This window comes from Synechococcus sp. N32 (assembly GCF_900473895.1).
Taxonomy (GTDB): Bacteria; Cyanobacteriota; Cyanobacteriia; order PCC-6307; family Cyanobiaceae; genus Parasynechococcus.
Genome location: NZ_UCND01000015.1, coordinates 176,735 through 193,564 on the forward strand (window position 1 = coordinate 176,735; position 16,830 = coordinate 193,564).

17 protein-coding genes are annotated in these 16,830 nt (G+C 63.2%); 6 read left to right on the forward strand and 11 right to left on the reverse strand.

The annotated features are described in order from the left end of the window. Positions 1–3 precede the first annotated feature (3 nt). From DXY35_RS09395 to DXY35_RS09410, 4 genes are read left to right on the forward strand one after another with little or no spacing between them, the layout of a single operon-like run. Positions 4–912, forward strand: coding sequence for an ROK family protein (locus DXY35_RS09395; protein ID WP_115082082.1), 909 nt, complete (start codon positions 4–6; stop codon positions 910–912). Positions 913–920: 8 nt separating this feature from the next. Then, positions 921–2,228 carry a glutamate-5-semialdehyde dehydrogenase gene (locus DXY35_RS09400; RefSeq protein WP_170950579.1) on the forward strand — a complete coding sequence of 436 codons (1,308 nt, stop codon included), beginning with the start codon at positions 921–923 and terminating at the stop codon, positions 2,226–2,228. Next, positions 2,228–2,599 carry a dihydroneopterin aldolase gene (locus DXY35_RS09405; RefSeq protein WP_114988319.1) on the forward strand — a complete coding sequence of 124 codons (372 nt, stop codon included), beginning with the start codon at positions 2,228–2,230 and terminating at the stop codon, positions 2,597–2,599. The genes DXY35_RS09400 and DXY35_RS09405 overlap by 1 nt, the downstream gene beginning before the upstream one ends. Then, a complete protein-coding gene (locus tag DXY35_RS09410) occupies positions 2,596–3,183 on the forward strand; it encodes a triacylglycerol lipase (RefSeq protein ID WP_114988318.1) in 588 nt (195 codons plus the stop codon). Before DXY35_RS09405 ends, DXY35_RS09410 begins: the two co-directional genes overlap by 4 nt. 2 nt (positions 3,184–3,185) lie before the next feature. Here the strand turns inward: DXY35_RS09410 and DXY35_RS09415 are convergent, their stop codons facing one another. The 6 genes from DXY35_RS09415 to thrS are packed head-to-tail and all read right to left on the reverse strand — an operon-like array spanning position 3,186 to position 11,142. Then, entirely contained in the window at positions 3,186–5,288 is a 2,103-nt protein-coding gene (locus DXY35_RS09415) for a M3 family metallopeptidase (protein ID WP_115082084.1), read from the reverse strand. Position 5,289: 1 nt separating this feature from the next. Further along, positions 5,290–6,825 carry an NAD(P)H-quinone oxidoreductase subunit 4 gene (locus DXY35_RS09420; RefSeq protein WP_115082085.1) on the reverse strand — a complete coding sequence of 512 codons (1,536 nt, stop codon included), beginning with the start codon at positions 6,823–6,825 and terminating at the stop codon, positions 5,290–5,292. A gap of 57 nt (positions 6,826–6,882) precedes the next feature. Beyond that, the gene (gene thrB, locus DXY35_RS09425; RefSeq protein ID WP_115082086.1) at positions 6,883–7,830 is read right to left on the reverse strand and encodes a homoserine kinase; all 948 of its coding nucleotides are present in this window, start codon (positions 7,828–7,830) and stop codon (positions 6,883–6,885) included. 14 nt (positions 7,831–7,844) lie between these two features. After that, complete coding sequence (gene glk / locus DXY35_RS09430; protein WP_115082087.1) at positions 7,845–8,879, reverse strand: glucokinase; 1,035 nt, start codon at positions 8,877–8,879, stop codon at positions 7,845–7,847. A gap of 35 nt (positions 8,880–8,914) precedes the next feature. Further along, positions 8,915–9,310: a DUF1824 family protein gene (locus tag DXY35_RS09435; RefSeq protein ID WP_115082088.1), complete on the reverse strand. Its 396-nt coding sequence runs from the start codon at positions 9,308–9,310 to the stop codon at positions 8,915–8,917. After that, complete coding sequence (thrS, locus tag DXY35_RS09440; RefSeq protein ID WP_115082089.1) at positions 9,307–11,142, reverse strand: threonine--tRNA ligase; 1,836 nt, start codon at positions 11,140–11,142, stop codon at positions 9,307–9,309. The genes DXY35_RS09435 and thrS overlap by 4 nt, the downstream gene beginning before the upstream one ends. A 3-nt stretch (positions 11,143–11,145) precedes the next feature. Between thrS and DXY35_RS09445 the strand changes: the two genes are divergently transcribed. Next, entirely contained in the window at positions 11,146–11,502 is a 357-nt protein-coding gene (locus DXY35_RS09445; RefSeq protein ID WP_115082090.1) for a DUF2605 family protein, read from the forward strand. Here the strand turns inward: DXY35_RS09445 and DXY35_RS09450 are convergent. From DXY35_RS09450 to DXY35_RS09470, 5 genes are all read right to left on the reverse strand, one after another. Next, positions 11,487–12,176, reverse strand: coding sequence for a glycoside hydrolase family 104 protein (locus tag DXY35_RS09450; RefSeq protein ID WP_244273071.1), 690 nt, complete (start codon positions 12,174–12,176; stop codon positions 11,487–11,489). The genes DXY35_RS09445 and DXY35_RS09450 overlap by 16 nt on opposite strands. 234 nt (positions 12,177–12,410) lie before the next feature. Then, positions 12,411–13,424, reverse strand: coding sequence for a tryptophan--tRNA ligase (gene trpS / locus DXY35_RS09455; protein ID WP_115082091.1), 1,014 nt, complete (start codon positions 13,422–13,424; stop codon positions 12,411–12,413). A 3-nt stretch (positions 13,425–13,427) separates the two neighbouring features. After that, positions 13,428–13,928 carry a hypothetical protein gene (locus DXY35_RS09460; protein ID WP_115082092.1) on the reverse strand — a complete coding sequence of 167 codons (501 nt, stop codon included), beginning with the start codon at positions 13,926–13,928 and terminating at the stop codon, positions 13,428–13,430. Positions 13,929–13,944: 16 nt separating this feature from the next. Further along, the gene (locus tag DXY35_RS09465; protein ID WP_115082093.1) at positions 13,945–14,472 is read right to left on the reverse strand and encodes a hypothetical protein; all 528 of its coding nucleotides are present in this window, start codon (positions 14,470–14,472) and stop codon (positions 13,945–13,947) included. Continuing rightward, entirely contained in the window at positions 14,465–15,367 is a 903-nt protein-coding gene (locus DXY35_RS09470; protein ID WP_115082094.1) for a cation diffusion facilitator family transporter, read from the reverse strand. The genes DXY35_RS09465 and DXY35_RS09470 overlap by 8 nt, the downstream gene beginning before the upstream one ends. 136 nt (positions 15,368–15,503) lie before the next feature. On the opposite strand from DXY35_RS09470, the gene DXY35_RS09475 reads away from it, so the two are divergent. Continuing rightward, positions 15,504–16,820, forward strand: coding sequence for a YcjF family protein (locus tag DXY35_RS09475; protein WP_244273073.1), 1,317 nt, complete (start codon positions 15,504–15,506; stop codon positions 16,818–16,820). Positions 16,821–16,830 lie beyond the last annotated feature (10 nt).

Consider the following 16,830-nt stretch of genomic DNA (forward strand, 5'->3'; position numbering starts at 1 on the left):
GCCATGCCTACCGCGCAGGTGATTGGAGTGGATCTCGGGGGCACGGCGATCAAGCTGGCCCGGATTCGTGATGATGGAACGGTGCTGGCGGAAGCGCAATGCCCCACACCGCAGCCCGCCGTACCTGGCGCCGTGACGATGGCCCTGTGTGACGCCATTGAACAGATTGATCCTGAGCATGCTGCTGAGGCGGTCGGCATAGGCCTCCCCGGTCCCATGGATGCGGCGGCTCGGGTGGCCCGGGTTTGCATCAACCTGCCCGGCTGGGAGGACGTGCCGCTGGCGGATTGGCTGGAGTCCAGGCTCAACCGCCGGGTCACCCTTGCCAATGACGGCAACTGTGCGGTGGTCGGTGAGGCCTGGCTCGGCGCCGCCCGTGGTGTTGATGATGTGGTGCTGCTGACCCTCGGAACCGGTGTGGGAGGGGGGGTGCTTCTAAGGGGTGAGTTGTTCACGGGCCACAACGGTGCTGCAGCGGAACCCGGTCTGATCGGGGTTCAGCCCGATGGTCCGGCCTGCAACAGCGGTAACCGTGGCTCCCTGGAGCAGTTCGCCAGCATCACTGGCCTGCGGCGCTTGTGTGATCGCGATCCCCGCGAGCTCAGTGCAGAGGCCGATGCTGGTGATCCGGAGGCCCTGGAGGTTTGGAGCCGTTACGGCGAGCGCCTTGGCTGTGGCGTTGCTTCGCTGGTGTACGTGTTCACGCCGCAGTTGGTGTTGCTGGGTGGCGGCCTGGCCGGTGCTGCCCGCCACTTTCTGCCGGCGGTGCGCCGCGAGGTGGAGTCGCGGGTTCAGGTCGTCTCAAGGGAGGGGTTGCGGATCGAAGCCGCCTGTCTGGGGAACGGCGCTGGACGCCTGGGGGCTGCGCGGCTCGCTCTGCAGCGGCTGAACGGGATGATGGCTCCAGATTGATTGCCTTGATGTCCAGCGTTCCAGAGCCTTCTGCTGCGTTGCTGCAGCGTGCCGCGGCTGTCCGCCGTGCTGCTGTTGATCTGGGGCAGACCGATGACGGCCAGAGAGCTCAGGCGCTTCAGGCGATGGCGGACGCGCTGACCGACCGTGCGGAAAGCATCCTCGCGGCCAACCGTGAAGACCTCCAACGCTCTGCAGCCGAGGGGTTGGCGCCGGCTTTGATGGCGCGGCTGAAGCTGGATGACTCCAAGTTGGCGGCGGCCATTGATGGCGTCCGCAAGGTGGCCAGCCTCAGTGACCCGCTGGGTTGTCGTCAGTTGCATCGGGAGCTGGATCAGGGCCTGGTGCTGGAACGGGTCTCCGTTCCGCTCGGGGTGGTGGGTGTGATCTTTGAAGCCAGGCCGGATGCGGTGATGCAGATCGCCTCGCTGGCGATCCGTTCGGGCAACGGTGCTCTGTTGAAAGGCGGCAGTGAGGCTCGCTGCACCAATGAGGCTGTGATGGAGGCTCTGCAGGCAGGCCTGGCGGCCAGTCCGGTGTCTGCCGATGCCCTGGCTCTGCTCACCACCCGTCAAGAAAGCCTGGCCTTGTTGCGTCTCGATGGCCTCGTGGACCTGATCATTCCCAGGGGAAGCAACGAACTGGTGCGCTTCATCCAGGACAACACCCGCATTCCGGTGCTGGGCCATGCCGATGGGGTGTGCCACCTCTACGTGGATGCGGCGGCCGACGTCGACAAAGCCGTTCGGGTGGCGGTGGACAGCAAGAGCCAGTACCCCGCCGCCTGCAACGCCATTGAGACCTTGCTGGTGCACCGCTCGATTGCGCAGCCTTTTCTCGCCGCTGCGCTGCCGGCCTTCGCTGCTGCCGGGGTTCAGCTGCGGGGCGATGCCGAGAGCGTGGCCCTTGGTGTGGCGGAAGCGGCCACGGAGGAGGACTGGAGCACGGAGTATCTGGATCTGATCCTGGCGGTGAAGCTGGTGGACGATCTCGAGGCAGCCACCGATCACATCCGCTCCTATGGCTCGCGTCACACCGAAGTGATCCTGACGGAGGATGCCCAGGCGGCTGATCGTTTCCTTGCAGCGGTGGATAGCGCAGGGGTCTATCACAACTGCTCCAGCCGCTTCGCCGATGGGTTCCGTTACGGATTCGGCGCTGAGGTGGGCATCAGCACCCAGACCCTGCCGCCCCGCGGACCCGTTGGTCTGGAAGGGTTGGTGACCTACCGCTATCGGTTGCGCGGCGAGGGCCACATCGCTGCCGACTACGCCAACGGCAGCCGCGTCTTCACCCACATCGATCGGCCGCTCTGATGGATTGCATCGGTGTGAGGGACCTGCGGTTGTGGGCCCACGTCGGGGTATTGGAACACGAACGTCGGGATGGCCAATGGTTCAGCCTTGATTTCAGTGTTCAGCTCGATCTGAAGGCTGCTGCAGTGGCCGACGACCTGAGCCGGAGCCTGGACTACGGCGTGGCCATTCAGGCCCTGCAAGGCTTGTCCCGGCAGGTTCGTTGCCTCACGATCGAGCACTTCAGCGAGCAGATGCTGGATCGGCTGGAAACGTTGTACGGGCCCATCCCGGTCTGGCTGCGATTGACCAAATGTGCTGCACCGGTTCCAGGATTTAACGGCCGCGTGTTCGTGGAACGCTCCCGCCATGGCGGTAGATCAGCCCTGTGAGCATCCCGTTGGTGCTGGTCCATGGTCTCTGGGACACGCCCCGCCTGTTTCATCGATTGATTCAGGGGTTGGACCAGCCCGATCGCCCGCTGCTGGCGCCGCATCTGCCCCATGGTCTGGGTTGGATTCCCCTGCGGCAGCTGGCCTCTCGCCTGGATCAGCACATCCAGCAGCGCTTTGGTGCTGACACCAGGGTCGATCTTCTGGGGTTTTCGATGGGGGGCGTGATCGGCAGGATCTGGCTGCAGGAACTGGGGGGGGTGCAGCGCACCCGGCGCTTCCTCAGTGTGGGCAGCCCGCAGCAGGGCACCCTGGCTGCTCAGATGATTCCCCGCCCGCTCCTCGCCGGTGCGGCAGACATGAAAGTGGGAAGTCGCCTGCTGCGCGAGCTGAATCGCCAACCCGATGCCCTGGCTGGGGTCGAGTGCTCCAGTTTCTTTTGCCGCTGGGATCTGATGGTGTGTCCCGGCTGGAGGGCCGTTCTGCCCATGGGCCGGTGTGAGGAAATACCGGTCTGGACCCATCAGCAACTGATCAGCCACCCCGCCGCGATTCGACGGCTCTGCAGCAGCTTGCGCGCCTGAGATCAGGCCGCGGCCACCAGGCCGGAATGGCGAATCAGGGCTTCGGTGCTGGCAGGACGGCCTCGGAAGGCTTCAAACACCTCTGCTGGAGATCGGCTGCCACCGAGGCTGAGTATGGTGTCGCGGAAGCGGGCTCCCGTTGCACGCACCTGATCCTCCTGATCCAGACCCACCTCCTCAAAAGCGGAGAAAGCATCTGCGCTGAGCACCTCAGCCCACTTGTAGGAGTAGTACCCGGCGGAGTAGCCCCCCGCGAAGATGTGGCCGAAGGCACAGAGGAACTGATCCTCCGGGATGGGATCCATCACCGTGGTGGTGGCCGCGATCTCACGGCGCAGTCCGTCTGGGCTGACGCCAAGTTCCGGGGTCCACTGGCTGTGGAGACGAAGGTCACTCAAGGCAAAGTGAACCTGCCGCAGGGTGGCGAGGCCTGCATTGAAGGTGCGGCTGCTGCGCAGCTTGTTGAATTCCGATTCAGGCAGGGGTTCACCGGTTTGCCAGTGGCGCGCCATGCCCATCAAGGTGGCGTGATCAAGGCACCAGTTCTCCATGAACTGGCTGGGGAGTTCCACGGCATCCCATTCCACGTTGCTGATGCCGGCGGCTTCCGGTTCCTCAACGGTGGTGAGCATGTGCTGGAGCCCATGGCCGAATTCATGGAAGAGGGTCTCCACTTCCTCAAAGCTCATCAGGCTGGGTGTGTCGCCCACAGGTGGGGTCTGGTTGCAGACCAGGTAGGCCACCGGCAGCACCACAGAACCATCGGGTTTCTTGCTCAGGCCCAGGCATTCATCCATCCAGGCTCCGCCGCGTTTGCTGGCGGGCCTGCTGTAAGGGTCGAGGTAGAAGCCTGCAATCGGTGTGCCATCGGATCGCTTCACCCGGAAGAAGCGCACATCGTCGTTCCAAGTCGGTGCCTCGCCGTCGGCGGCAACGATCTCGACGTCGAACAGACGTGTACAAAGGCTGAACAGTCCTTCGAGCACCTGCGGCAGCGGGAACCAGGGGCGCAGCGCCTCTTGGTCCAGATCGAACCGGGATTGGCGCAGCTTCTCCGACCAGTAGGCGATGTCCCAAGGGGCCAGCTCATAGGCTTCGGGGGCCTTGTGCTCCCTGGCGATGGCTTGGAGATCCTGCAGTTCTTGCTCAGCTGCTGGGTATGCCGCAGCGCGCAGTTCTTCCAGCAGTGCTTCCACCGCCGGAACATCGTCAGCCATCTTGGCGCTGAGGCTGAGGTCAGCCCAATGGGCATAGCCCAGGCGGGACGCTTGCTCGCGCCTCAGGGTCAGGATCTCCTCGATCAGTGCCCGGTTGTCGAGTTCGCCTTCACTGGCCCGCCCCACATGGGCGCGATAGGCCTTCTCCCGCAGGGATCGGTTGTTGGCGTGGGTGAGAAAGGGCAGATAGCGGGGCATGTCCAGTCCCAGCAGCCACGGGCCGGACTCCGCAGACGCATCAGCATCCCCTGCTTCACGCGCTGCGGCGGCCAGTGCCTCCAAGGCCCGTTGCGGCAGGCCTTCCACCTCATGGGGCTGGCTGAGTTTCAGGGTCCACTGCTGCGTTGCATCGAGCACGTGGTTGCCGAACTGGGTGGAGAGAGCAGCCAGGCGTTCACTGGTGCTGTTGAAGGCTGCTTTCTCATCGCCACTGAGGCCAACACCGCGCTGCTGCATCGAGAGCAGCTCGGATTTCAGGATCCGCTCCTGGGTTGGGTTGAGCGGTTCGGAGGGATCGCTTTGGAGGGCCATCAAGGCCCGATGAAGAATCTGGCTTTGGCCAAGCCGGTTGCTGAGGCGCACAACATCAGGTTGCTGGGCGGCATGGGCATCGCGCAGCTCAGGGGAATTGCAGACGCCATTGAGGTGTGACACCACACCCCAGCTCCAACGCAGCCGTTCGCCGATGGCCTGCAGCGGTTGCATCACCCGTTCCCAGGACAGCTTCGAGGGTCCGGCGAGAGCTGTCTCAAGAGCCTGCTCGAGCGCAGTGAAGTCCCGATCCAGCTGTGCGAGCAAAACCGGGATGTCTGTGCTGACGAGCTCAGGGGAAATGGCCCGGAACTCGGGAAGCCCTTGGCCGTGCAGGAGGGGGGAAACAGTCGACATCTCAGCTGGCAATGAACTGCAGGGCCAGAGCGTTGGTGGAAGCTTCGTAGAGGTCCATGGCAATGCGGGGCCAGATGCCGATCACCAGGGTTGGCACCAGCAGGCTCAGGCCAATCACCAGCTCCCTGGGGCGCATGTCAGCGACGCTGGCCAGGGCCGGAATCCTGGGGCCGAAGAACACCCGTCGGCACATGGAGAGCAGATAAATCGGTGTGAGCACCAGTCCGATGGCGGCCAGCAGAACGGTGATCGATCGGAACACTGACGTGAAGGCTTCCTGGCTGGTGATGCCAAGGAACACGGTGATTTCACTGATGAAGCCACTCATGCCCGGCAGCGCCAGCGACGCCAGGGAGCTGGCCAGGAAGAAGGCAAACGTGATGGGCAGTGCCTTGGCCAGTCCGCCCATGTTGGGGATCGAGAGGGTCTTGGTGCGCTCATAGAACACGCCCGTCACGAAGAACATCGCGGCTGCGATCAGGCCATGGCTCACCATCTGGAGCATGGCTCCGCTGATTCCCAGGGCATCAACGGCACCGATCCCCACCAGCACAAAGCCCATATGACTCACGGAACTGCAGGCAATCCTGCGTTTGACGTTGTCCTGGGCGAAGGCGTTGAGGGCGCCGTAAACGATGTTCACGATCCCAAGGATCACCAGGGCTGGCGCCAAGGTGGCGTGCGCTTCTGGAAGCATCTGCACGTTGAAGCGCAGCAGGGCGTAGCCGCCCATCTTCAGGAGCACCCCGGCCAAAAGCATCGACACCGGAGCGTTGGCCTCACCGTGGGCATCGGGCAGCCAGGTGTGGAGCGGGAACATCGGCAGTTTCACGCCGAAGCCAATCAAGAAACCCACGTAACACAACAGGCCGAAGCTGCCGCCCGGAGAACGAGCCGCTAGTTCCGTGATGTTGAAGGTGAACGTGTTACCGGAGAGGGCCAGTGCCAGTCCGCTGATCAGGATCAGCAGAGAGGCCAGGGCTGTATAGAGGATGAATTTGGTCGCGGCGTACTGGCGGTTTTGTCCGCCCCAGATGGCAATCAGCAGGTAGACGGGAACAAGTTCCAGCTCCCAGGCCAGGAAGAAGAGCAGGAAGTCTTGCGACAGAAAGACCAGGCCCTGGGCCGAGGCCTGCACAAGCATCAGGGCGAAGTACAGCCGTGATTTGCGCTGAACCGACCAGCTGGCCGCCACAGAAAGGAATGTGACCAGGCCGCTCAGCACCACGAGAGGTGCTGAAAGACCATCCACACCAAGGGACCATTCCAGTCCGAGTGCTGGGAGCCAGCTCACCCGCTCCACCAGCTGCAGCCCTTCAGTGCTGGGGTCGAAGCGGGTGGCAAACACCCCCATCATCAAAAGAAGATCGACCAGCAGGACGCCCAGGGTGATGATCTTGGGCGCGGGGGATGGCTTCTCTTCGCTGCTCGGAACCAGCGGCAGCACCAGAGCTGCTGCCGCTGGCAACAGCACAATCAGCGATAACCAAGGGAAAGGACTGCCCGAGACAGCAAGCTCTGCTAACCCAGCGTCCATTCCGTGTCCGCAATCTTTAACAAAGCTAACAGGGCTGAATGCCCTGTTTAGGTGGATCTACTCATCGTCGGCCGGTTGCCAGTGGCTGCCTGAGGTCTGCAAATTCAGCACCGGCGCGCGGCTGGCTACCCCCGCCGCCTCCCAGGCTTTGACCATGGCTCGGCTGACGGCCGGGCCTTTGTCTTCCTCGCACAGAGCCAGGATGCTTGGTCCGGCTCCGCTGATGGCGCAGCCCCAGGCTCCCGCGTCCATGGCGGCCTGTTTGACCTGGTCGCCGCCTTTGATCAGGCGCCAGCGGTAAGGCTCGTGCAACCGATCGTGCATGCCGTCGGAGATCAGATCACCATTGCCGGTGCGCAGCCCTTGCAGCAGCAGCGTCAGGGCACCCAGGTTGACCACAGCGTCGCCAACGGGGATGGCCTTTGGCATGGCCCGGCGGGCTTCACTGGTGCTCAGGCGAATCGATGGAATCGCCACGACCGCCTTCACGCTCGGCGTCCATTCGCAACGCACCACGCGCCAGCGCTTCGATGCGGCCTTGGCGGTCATGCAGAGGCCCCCAAGAAGCGAGGGCACAACGTTGTCGGGGTGACCTTCGATATCGATGGCTAGCTCCAGCAGCTTCTCCTTGGAGAGGGGCTCACCGACGAGGGCATTGGCTCCCATCAATCCCGCCACGATCGCTGTGGCACTGCTGCCCAGTCCCCGTGCCGGCGGCACGGCAAGACGCACCCGTGCCTCAATGGCGACGGGTTCCAGCCCAGCAGCTTTCCACACCCGTTGGGCCGCTCGGTAAACGAGGTTCTCAGGCCCACCCCGGAGGTGACTGCCCTCTGTTCCCTCAATGATCAGCTCAAATCGTTCACCGCCCCCTTCGATCCGCCGCATCGCGAAGCGGTTGTTCAGATCAAGGGCTGCACCGAGGCAGTCAAATCCGGGGCCCAGATTGGCGGTGGTTGCCGGGACGTCCACGACCACTTTCTGACCGATGCGCGGCTGCGCCATCGCTGATCCTCTGCTCAGGCCAGTGTCCCACCTGACTCCGCCAGCATCCGGGCGCGACAGGCTGCACTGAAGAGTCCAGCATCGGGATCGATCACCGCTGTGACCTGCATCCCTTCGATCAGTTCGCGGAAGCGTCCCTTATCGCGCATCGCATTGAGAAAGCTGGCGGATTGCAGTCCCTTCAATTGTTTTGATGCGGTGCCCCCGCCAACCCATAGGCCTCCTGTGCAGAGTTCTTGAAGGGCAAGATCGCCTGCCGCTGAGCCATAGGCCTCCAGCCAAAGCTGTAACGCGCGTTGCATCAAGGGATCACCCCCTTCAGCGGCAACGCTCACCTGAGCGGGAAGATCGTTGGAACTGTTGCGCCGCCAAGCCTCAGCCACGCCGCGCAGGGGGTGCATGACGGCATCGGGTTTCTGAAGCAGCCAGTGGGCCACATGCCCCAGGCCGGTGCCACTCACGATTCGTTCGATCGACAGGCGGCTCACGCCGAGGTCTTGTTTGAGCCAGGAGGCCAGCTCCCATTCCGCTTCATTGCGCGGAGCAAATTCGCGGTGCCCTCCTTCGCTCGCCAAGGCCAACAGTCCCTGTTCGCTCTGGAGGCCTCGCGCCATGCCGAGACCGGTGCCGGCCCCAAGAATGGCCAGAGGGCCCTCGTCTTGGTGGCCCTTCTGAAGGATCACCTGCTGATGGCTGTCGAAATGGGGCAGCCCGTAAATCAGCACGCCGAAATCATTCACCAGCTCGAGCTGTTCCATGCCCGCAGCCCGCGCCAGGTCGGCCTCCCGCAACCTCCAGGGCAGGTTGGTGATCCTGGCCTCCCTGTGTCGCACCGGACCGGCAACAGCGATGCAGGCATGCGCTGGAGCTGGGAGATCAGCGGGGCGATTGCTGAGGAAGGCCTCGAGCATCGGCTCAAGGGATGGCCATTCTCCCGAGCGGAACCGTTCCTGATGCAGCAGGCGCAGCTGGCCCGCTTCACTCCCGTAGAGAGCAAGCAGAGTCTTGGTGCCTCCCATGTCCCCCGCCAGGAGTGTGGTGGTGGCCATCCAGGGCTGCGGCAACTCCTACTAGCGTGGTTGGCTCAGGAGAAGAAGTCCAGTGGAAGCGGTCCCCATGTGGTGCTTGGCGTGGTGTCGCCGTCACCGTGGCCACTGATCAGAATTCCTTCGCCAAGGCCGTGTTCGATCCGAATGCGGATCGTGCCCCCCTTCTGATTGGCTTTCAAGAAAACAGGGCCCTGCTCCTCTGGGCTGTCGACGAGCTCAAGCGACTCCCACTGTTGGCATTGCTCGAGGCTGCGCAGCGCTGTGAGGGCCTGCTCCCTGGACGGGGCCATGACGCCGATGGTGAACCAGCTGGCCTTGGCCATCGCCTGATCGAGTTCTCCTCGCAGCTCGTTTCTGATCTGGGCAGGCAGCTCCGGCGCTCCCCGCAGACGCGCGAGATCGGCCAGGTGCTGCACAGGGGAATCCGTCATCGGTTCAGCTCCAGGCCCGCGGCGCGCTCGCTGTTGGCCATCTGGGCAGCACTGAGAAGGTCGGCCACCGCTGTGACCCCGAGGTCACCGTCCCGTCGGCTGCGAAGGCTCACGGCGTTCTGTTCCGCTTCCTTGGCACCGATGACCGCCAGCACGGGGATCTTCATCTGTTCACCGGTGCGGATCAACTTGCCGAGCCGGTCACCGCTCCGGTCAATGGTGGCGCGAACGCCAGCTTTGGTGAGTTGGTCCAACACTTGCTCGGCGTAGGGCTGCACCTCGTCGGTGACCGGCAGCAGACGCACCTGCTCGGGGGCCAGCCAGAAGGGGTAATCGCCGGCGTAGTTCTCGGTCATGATCCCGAAAAAACGCTCCAGCGAACCGAAGATGGCGCGGTGGATCATGATCGGCCGCTGCTTGCTGCCGTCGGCGGCGATGTAGTCGAGCTCGAACCGTTCCGGCAAGTTGAAATCCAGTTGGATCGTGGAGCACTGCCACATCCGGCCGATGGCGTCTTCGATCTTGAGGTCGATTTTCGGTCCGTAGAAGGCACCGCCGCCTTCATCGATTTTGTAGGCCCAACCCTTGCGCTCCAGGGCTTCAATCAGTCCCTTGGTGGCCAGGTCCCAGACGGCGTCATCGCCGATGGACTTCTCGGGGCGGGTGGAGAGGTTGATCTCGTAATTGCTGAAATCGAAGGCGGAGAGGATCCGTTCGGTGAGATCGAGGATCTTCAGGATCTCGTCGCTGATCTGCTCCGGCAGGCAGAACACGTGGGCATCGTCCTGGGTGAAGCCCCGCACCCGCATCAGACCGTGCATCACGCCGGGCCGCTCGTAGCGATACACCGTTCCAAGCTCCGCCCAGCGGATCGGCAGTTCCCGGTAGCTGCGCAGTTTGCTGGCGTAGGTGAGCACGTGGAACGGGCAGTTCATCGGCTTGAGCTGGTACTCCCGTTCGTCCACCTCCATCGGGCCGAACATGCTCTCGGCGTAGAAGTCGAGGTGGCCTGAGGTCTTCCAGAGGCTGATGTCCGCCACGTGGGGGGTGTAAAGGAGCTCGTATCCGCCCTCGAAGTGGGCCTGGCGCCAGAACTCCTCGATCAACAGGCGCATGCGGGCACCGCGGGGGTGCCAGAACACCAGACCAGCCCCGGCCTCATCCTCGATGGAGAAGAGGTCGAGGTCTTTGCCGATGCGGCGATGGTCGCGGCGAAGCGCTTCTTCCTTGCGACGTTTGTGCTCCGCCAGCTGTTCCGGGGTTTCCCAGGCCGTGCCGTAGATGCGTTGCAGCTGCGCTTTGGTTTCATCGCCTCGCCAGTATGCGCCTGCCACGCTTTCCAGCTCGAAGGCCTTGGCATTGAGTTGGCCGGTGTGATCAACGTGGGGGCCAGCACAGAGGTCCCACCAGTCCTCACCAAGGGTGTAGAGGGTGATCGGCTCCTGCAGGCCTTCAAGAATCTCGAGCTTGTAGGGCTCGTTTTGGGCTTTGATTTTTTCCTCGGCCTCGTTCCGGCTCACCTCGACCCGTTCGAGAGGCAGCTTCTTGTTGATGATCTTGATCATCCCCTTCTTGATGGCCTTCAGGTCGGCCTCGGTGAAGGGATCGGGATTGTCGAAGTCGTAATAGAAACCTGTTTCGGTCCAGGGGCCGATGGTGACGCGTGCCTTGGGAAACAACTGCTGCACAGCCATGGCCATCACATGGCTCATGGAGTGCCGAATCTTCAGCAGTTGATCGCTTTCGCTGGTCTTGGGCAGAACCACCGGTGCTGAAGGGGCTGGGGTGGTTGCTGCAGCGCTGCTCACCGGTTTAGTTTCAGGGCCCGCCATCCTATGGGCGAGACCCGAGGGCTACAGGTGGGTGAGTCAACCAACCAGGACGCTGGTGCACTGTTGGATGAGTTGCTGGCATCCCTGCTCGATGACTTCGAGCATTGGTTTCAGCGCGGTGAGGAGCTTCTGCAGGCCTGTCCGGAGGAGGTGATGCCGTTGCAGGAGCGCCGACTTATGGAGGAGCGGCTGCAGGACGGCAAGAAAGCCATTGCTGCAACGCGCTCCCTTGTGGCTGCATCAACGCAGCCCATGGCCGTTTCGATGGAGGTGATGAACCCGTGGCATGGCTTGGTCACGGAGGTGTGGGCCCTAGCCGCAAGGTTGGGGTCGAACCGTTCGCCTCAGGCCCCGAGCTGATTGCGCAGCTGGCGCAGGTTGCTGCTGTAGAAGCTCGCCAGTTCCTGAGGGCTCTTCACCGGTTGACCGTAGGCGGAGCGGCCAGTCCAGGTGGGGAAGGATGCCCATTCGGGAGCCAGCTTCGCCATGGCGTTCCTGGTCAGCCCTTTCCGGTCAATTTCCTTGAGAGCACCGCGACGCTCAACAAGGTGCAGAGCGGCTTGGTCCTGATGCCTGGGCTCGAAGCTGGACAGCTTGAGCTCCTTCGCCACGCCCTTCCAGGTCTTGGGCAGGAATTGATAGGCCCCCGCTGCGGCGCTGGTGTAGCGCTTCACGATCACCCGCTCGGGATGACGTGAGAGGTCCTGAAACTGCCCGCCCCCATACATGATCCGGTAGCCCTTGTCTTCGCCGTCTTTCCAGGTCCCCTCGGCGTAGCGAATGGTGTTGAGCAGGGCGCGTCGCTCAGGTGTCAGCTCGTAACGACCACCCTCCGTGCCGGAGGACAGGGTGGCGCGGCGGCTGGTGTTGCGGCTGCTGATAGCGCTTTGCTCAGACTGTTCTGCGGGCGCTACTGCGTTCTGGAGCGGCTGTTTGGCTCCTGCGGACAACACCAATCCTGCGGTCAGAGCTGCACCGACGACAGGCCGGCTCCAACGGGTGGCTGGGCTGAACACAGAAAAAAGGCGACGCACACAGAGCAATCAGGTGGACGATCACAGTGCTGGCCCACGAGGTCTGGACGCGAGATCGGCGCCTGAGGGGTTGACGCGTTGTCTGTGCTGTGTATATGCAGCTGAGAGAAGGCTGAGAGTCTTGCGAGACTCGCCTCTGCGGCTGGCGTTGTCTCACTCAAGCCTCAGGGGTCATGGCTCGAGCCCATGGCCGTCGCATTGATCAGAGCAGCTAATGCTTCTCTTTGTTGCTGATCAGGCTGGTCGGGCGAAGCCCAAGGCATCCCGAACCCGTTCAAGCGTGGCATTGGCCACGGTTTCGGCCTTCTCACGGCCTGTTCTCAGCACCTGATCGAGCTCTGTGGGGTCCTGCATCAGCTCCCGGTAGCGGGCCTGGATGGGCTCCAGCGCGCTCACGGTGGCTTCGGCCAGCAGCGGCTTGAACTGTCCCCAACCCATCTCGGCGCATTCAGTGGCGGCCTGCTCCCGCCCCTTGCCGCTCAGGATTGCGTAGAGCCCAAGCAGGTTGTCGGTTTCCGGTCGATCGGGGTTGCCGAATTCGAGGCCACGCTCTGGATCGGTCTTGGCGCGTTTGATCTTTTTGGTGATCAGCTCTGGAGGGTCCAGAAGCGTGATGCGACTCCCCTCGTTGGGATCGCTCTTGCTCATCTTGCTGCGGCCATCCGTCAGGCTCATCACCCGTGCCCCCTCCTTGAGGATCAGCGGTTTGGGCACTTTGAGCACCGGCGTGTCTTTGCCGCCGAAGCGGGCATTGATGCGCTGCTGGGCGATGTCCCGCGCCAGCTCCAGATGCTGCTTCTGGTCCTCGCCGACGGGCACGAGGTCAGCGTCGTAGAGAAGGATGTCTGCGGCCATCAAGACCGGATAGTCCAGCAGGCCCACGGAGACGTTGTCCCCCTGCTTCACCGCTTTCTCCTTGAACTGAATCATCCGCTCCAGCCAGTTGAGCGGCGTGACGCAATTCAGCAACCAGCACAGTTCGCTGTGGGCTGCCACCTGGCTCTGCACAAACACCGAACAGCGTTTGGGGTCCATGCCACAGGCCAGGTAAAGCGCTGCTGTGGAACGGGTGTCCTCAGCCAGGCGGCTGGGGTCATGGGGAACGGTGATGGCATGGAGATCCACAACACATACAAAGGTGTCGTGGGTCTCCTGCAGATCAACCCAATTGCGGATGGCACCCAGCCAATTGCCGAGGTGCAGTGCTCCGGTCGGTTGCACCCCGGAAAGAACCCTTGGCCGGCTCATCAATCAGGCCTCGGTTGCTGCAGTATTGGTGTCGTCGCTGGCGGCTGCTTCTGACTCCACCACCGGCTCCACTACTGGTTCGGCCTCCGGCTCGGCAACCGGTTCAGCTGCAGCCTCCGGCTGGGGTTTGGCTGGTCGGGCAAAGGGATTCGGACGGGACCCACGGCCACCACGCTCATCGTCAAAGCGGCGGCCACGACCACCACCATCACGCCGGCCACCTCGGGCAGGCTGATTTTTCTGCTGTTCGATCAGAGCGTCGAGTTGGCCGTCCTCCAGCATTTGGCCAAGGCTGCGGACCGCGAAACCCAGCACAGCCACGGTCGAGCGGAGATTGAAGGCCTCCTGCAGGGCCCGGGCTGAGCGCATTTCGTTGTCACTCAGACGAATCCGGAAGCCTCCGCCCTCACGGCCGCCACCACGGTTGCCACGACTGCGCTGACCATCTCGGCCGCCGTCTCCCTGTCCCGCCTGTTGTTGGGGATCGCTGTAGGAATCACTCATGGCCCATGGCCTGGAATCAGGCGCAAGTGTGACGCATCACCGGGGTGTTTTCGGTGATCCAGAGCAGCTGGTGGCATTCAACGCTGTTCTTCCGAGCCAGCACCAGCATCGGAACCACCGTGATCCCCCGTTCAATCCGTTCGCGATAGCTGCTCACCAGCTGTCGGTACCGCTCCGCTGTCCAACCGTGGATGGCTGTGTCACGACTGTTCCAGTAGTCCTGCAGCGCCCTTTGGCAGTCCTCGATGCCGAACTCCCGCCAGCAGCTCTGTTGGGCCAACAGTGGATCCATCCCCTGCTGCAGCAACCGCCGGTAGTGCATCAATTCCGGAGCTTCATCGCGCCCATCCGGAGGGAGCCAACGATGCAGCTCGGTCAGGGGAGTTCGAGACAGCCGCAGCCAGCAGCGCTCCCGCAGCAACACCGGCAGTTGCCACGACCAGCCCTCGGCACGACGGACTTCATCGAGCACCTCAATCAGCCCCCGCTGCTGACGCTCGGTCAGTCCAGCGAGCGCATGGGTTGTGGTGTCGACCTCAGCCATGGGCGCCGGTGTAGGTGATCCCGTCCTCCACGTAGTCCTTGGGTTCCAGATGGATGGTGCACCGCACCGGCCCGAAACTTTCGTCCAAGCGCTCTTCCACCTGTTCGGTGATCCGGTGCGCCTTGGTGAGGTCGTCTGCGTCGACAACCATATGCATTTCGATGAACACCTGCTGGCCCAGAACGCCCCGGCTGGCGATGTCGTGGCAGTTCAAGACGCCGGCGGTGGCCATCGCTTCGGCATAGATGGCTTCAGGTGCAACCGCCATGTGGTCCACCAGCCAGGGCAAGGTTCCGCGCAGCACCTGCCAGCACACACGGATCAGCAGGAGTGCCATGGGGATGGCTAGCGCAACGTCGAGCCAGCTCACCTGCAGCCACACCGCCCCGGCCATGCCCACCAGCACCACCACGGTGGTCCAAACGTCGCTCGCCGCATGTTGAGCATCCGCTTTGAGCAGGTTGCTGTTCAGTCGCCGACCTTCCCGCAGCTCATATCCCGCCAGCAGGAGGTTGAACCCCAGCACCAGCGTGAGCAGCACCAGCTCCTGGCTGGTCACCCGGATCGGTGGCAGGCCCTCGAGCAGCCTTTCCCCCGAACGCAGCAGGATCTCAAGGGCTGTGAACAGGATGAAACCAGCGATGCCCAGGGCTCCCACCGCCTCGTATTTGCGGTGGCCGTAGGGGTGATCCCTGTCGGGGCGCGGATCGGACAGTTTGTTGGTGACCAGTCCCGTGAGGCTGGACAACGCATCGGTGGCGCTGTGCATGCCATCGGCGATCACCGCCAGGGAACCACTCATGGCCCCCACCAGAAGCTTCAGCAGCGACATGCTGATGTTCAGGCCCAGGGCCACCATCAGAACCCTGCGCACCCCCCGGCGGTTGTCGACCATCGCATTGGGATGACTGAGTGTCACGGCTGACTCCGGCCTGTTCCCAACCTATGGAGAACTCGTGTTTCTGGCCTGAAGTTCTGGTGTCAGGTGGTGGGTTGAGCTAAGAAGGGCCACTGCTACAGCAGCCGTTCTGTTGAAACTCCCGGCTTCATGGCCAGACCTGGTGATGCCACCGTCGTCGCTGCTGCGGCCGTTGGCTCTGGCTGGAGCTGGTCTGCTTGCTGGACAGTGGCTGATCAGTGATGTGATGCATGTTCCCGGCGGGGGGCTGGGTCTGCTGGCCGCCGGTGGCGTTGTGATCTGGCTTGGCCGCAAGCCACGTCAGCCGCGGTTTGCGGCGCCGGTCTCTCTGGATGGATGGATGGCTCGGTGCCAGGAGGTGCTGGATCAATTCGCACGTTTTGAGCAGCAACCCTCTGCCGATCTGGTCCGTCGCGCTGAACTGAAACGGGTGCTGGACCGCTGCGGTCCGGTGCGCATGGCGATGGTCGCCTTGGGGGGCTCTCAGGGACCGAATGAGGCAGACCTCAGCAGCTCTCTTGCTGGCCCGACGCCGGTGACGCTGTCGCTCTGCCATCCCCTGACCACCGACGACGGCAGCCGTTCCTGGCCCGGCGGCCTGCTGGATCAGGATCTGATCCTGTTCAGCCTGCAGGCGCCACTCCTGGCCTCGGATCTGCTCTGGCTGCAGCAGGTGCCGGATGATCAGCCGGCCTGGCTGCTTGTGTCGACCGACGCGAAGGACGCATCCACCGATGCTGTCGCTGCTGTTCGGGACGATCTTCCCGAGCGCTGGCGTGAGCGGATCCTGGTTCAGGAGTCTTCGATGCAGCTGCGCACTGCCCTGGCACCGTTGCGCCGTTCGCTGAAACAGGCTGCGGTGGAGACGCGTCCGCGACTCCTGGCGGACTTGCATCGCCGTTGGCAGCGTGACCTCGAATCGCTTCGGCGCGAACGCTTTCTGCAGATCCAGCAGCGCACCCAGTGGCTGGTGGCCGGGTCGGTGATGGCCTCCCCCATCGCCAGCCTTGATCTTCTGGCCGTGGCGGTGGCGAACGGTTTGATGATCAAGGAGATGGGAGAGATCTGGGGAACATCGCTGCAACCGGATGTGCTGAGGGAAGCGGCGGCGAAGCTGGCTCGGGTGGCCCTTGCCCAGGGCGTGGTGGAGTGGACCGGACAGACCTTGCTGGGCCTGGCAAAGCTGGATGGGGGGAGCTGGCTGATCGCCGGTTCGATGCAGGCCCTCAGTGCGGCTTACCTCACCCGTGTGGTGGGACGCTCCATGGCGGATTGGCTGGCGATCAATGCCGGTGTGGACGAGCTTGATCTTGTGGCGTTGAAGCAGCAGGCACCGTTGTTGGTGGCTAGGGCTGCAGAGGAGGAACGGGTGAACTGGAATGGCTTCGTTCAGCAATCCCGCGAGTGGCTGCTTCATGCAACTTCATGAACGCTTCATA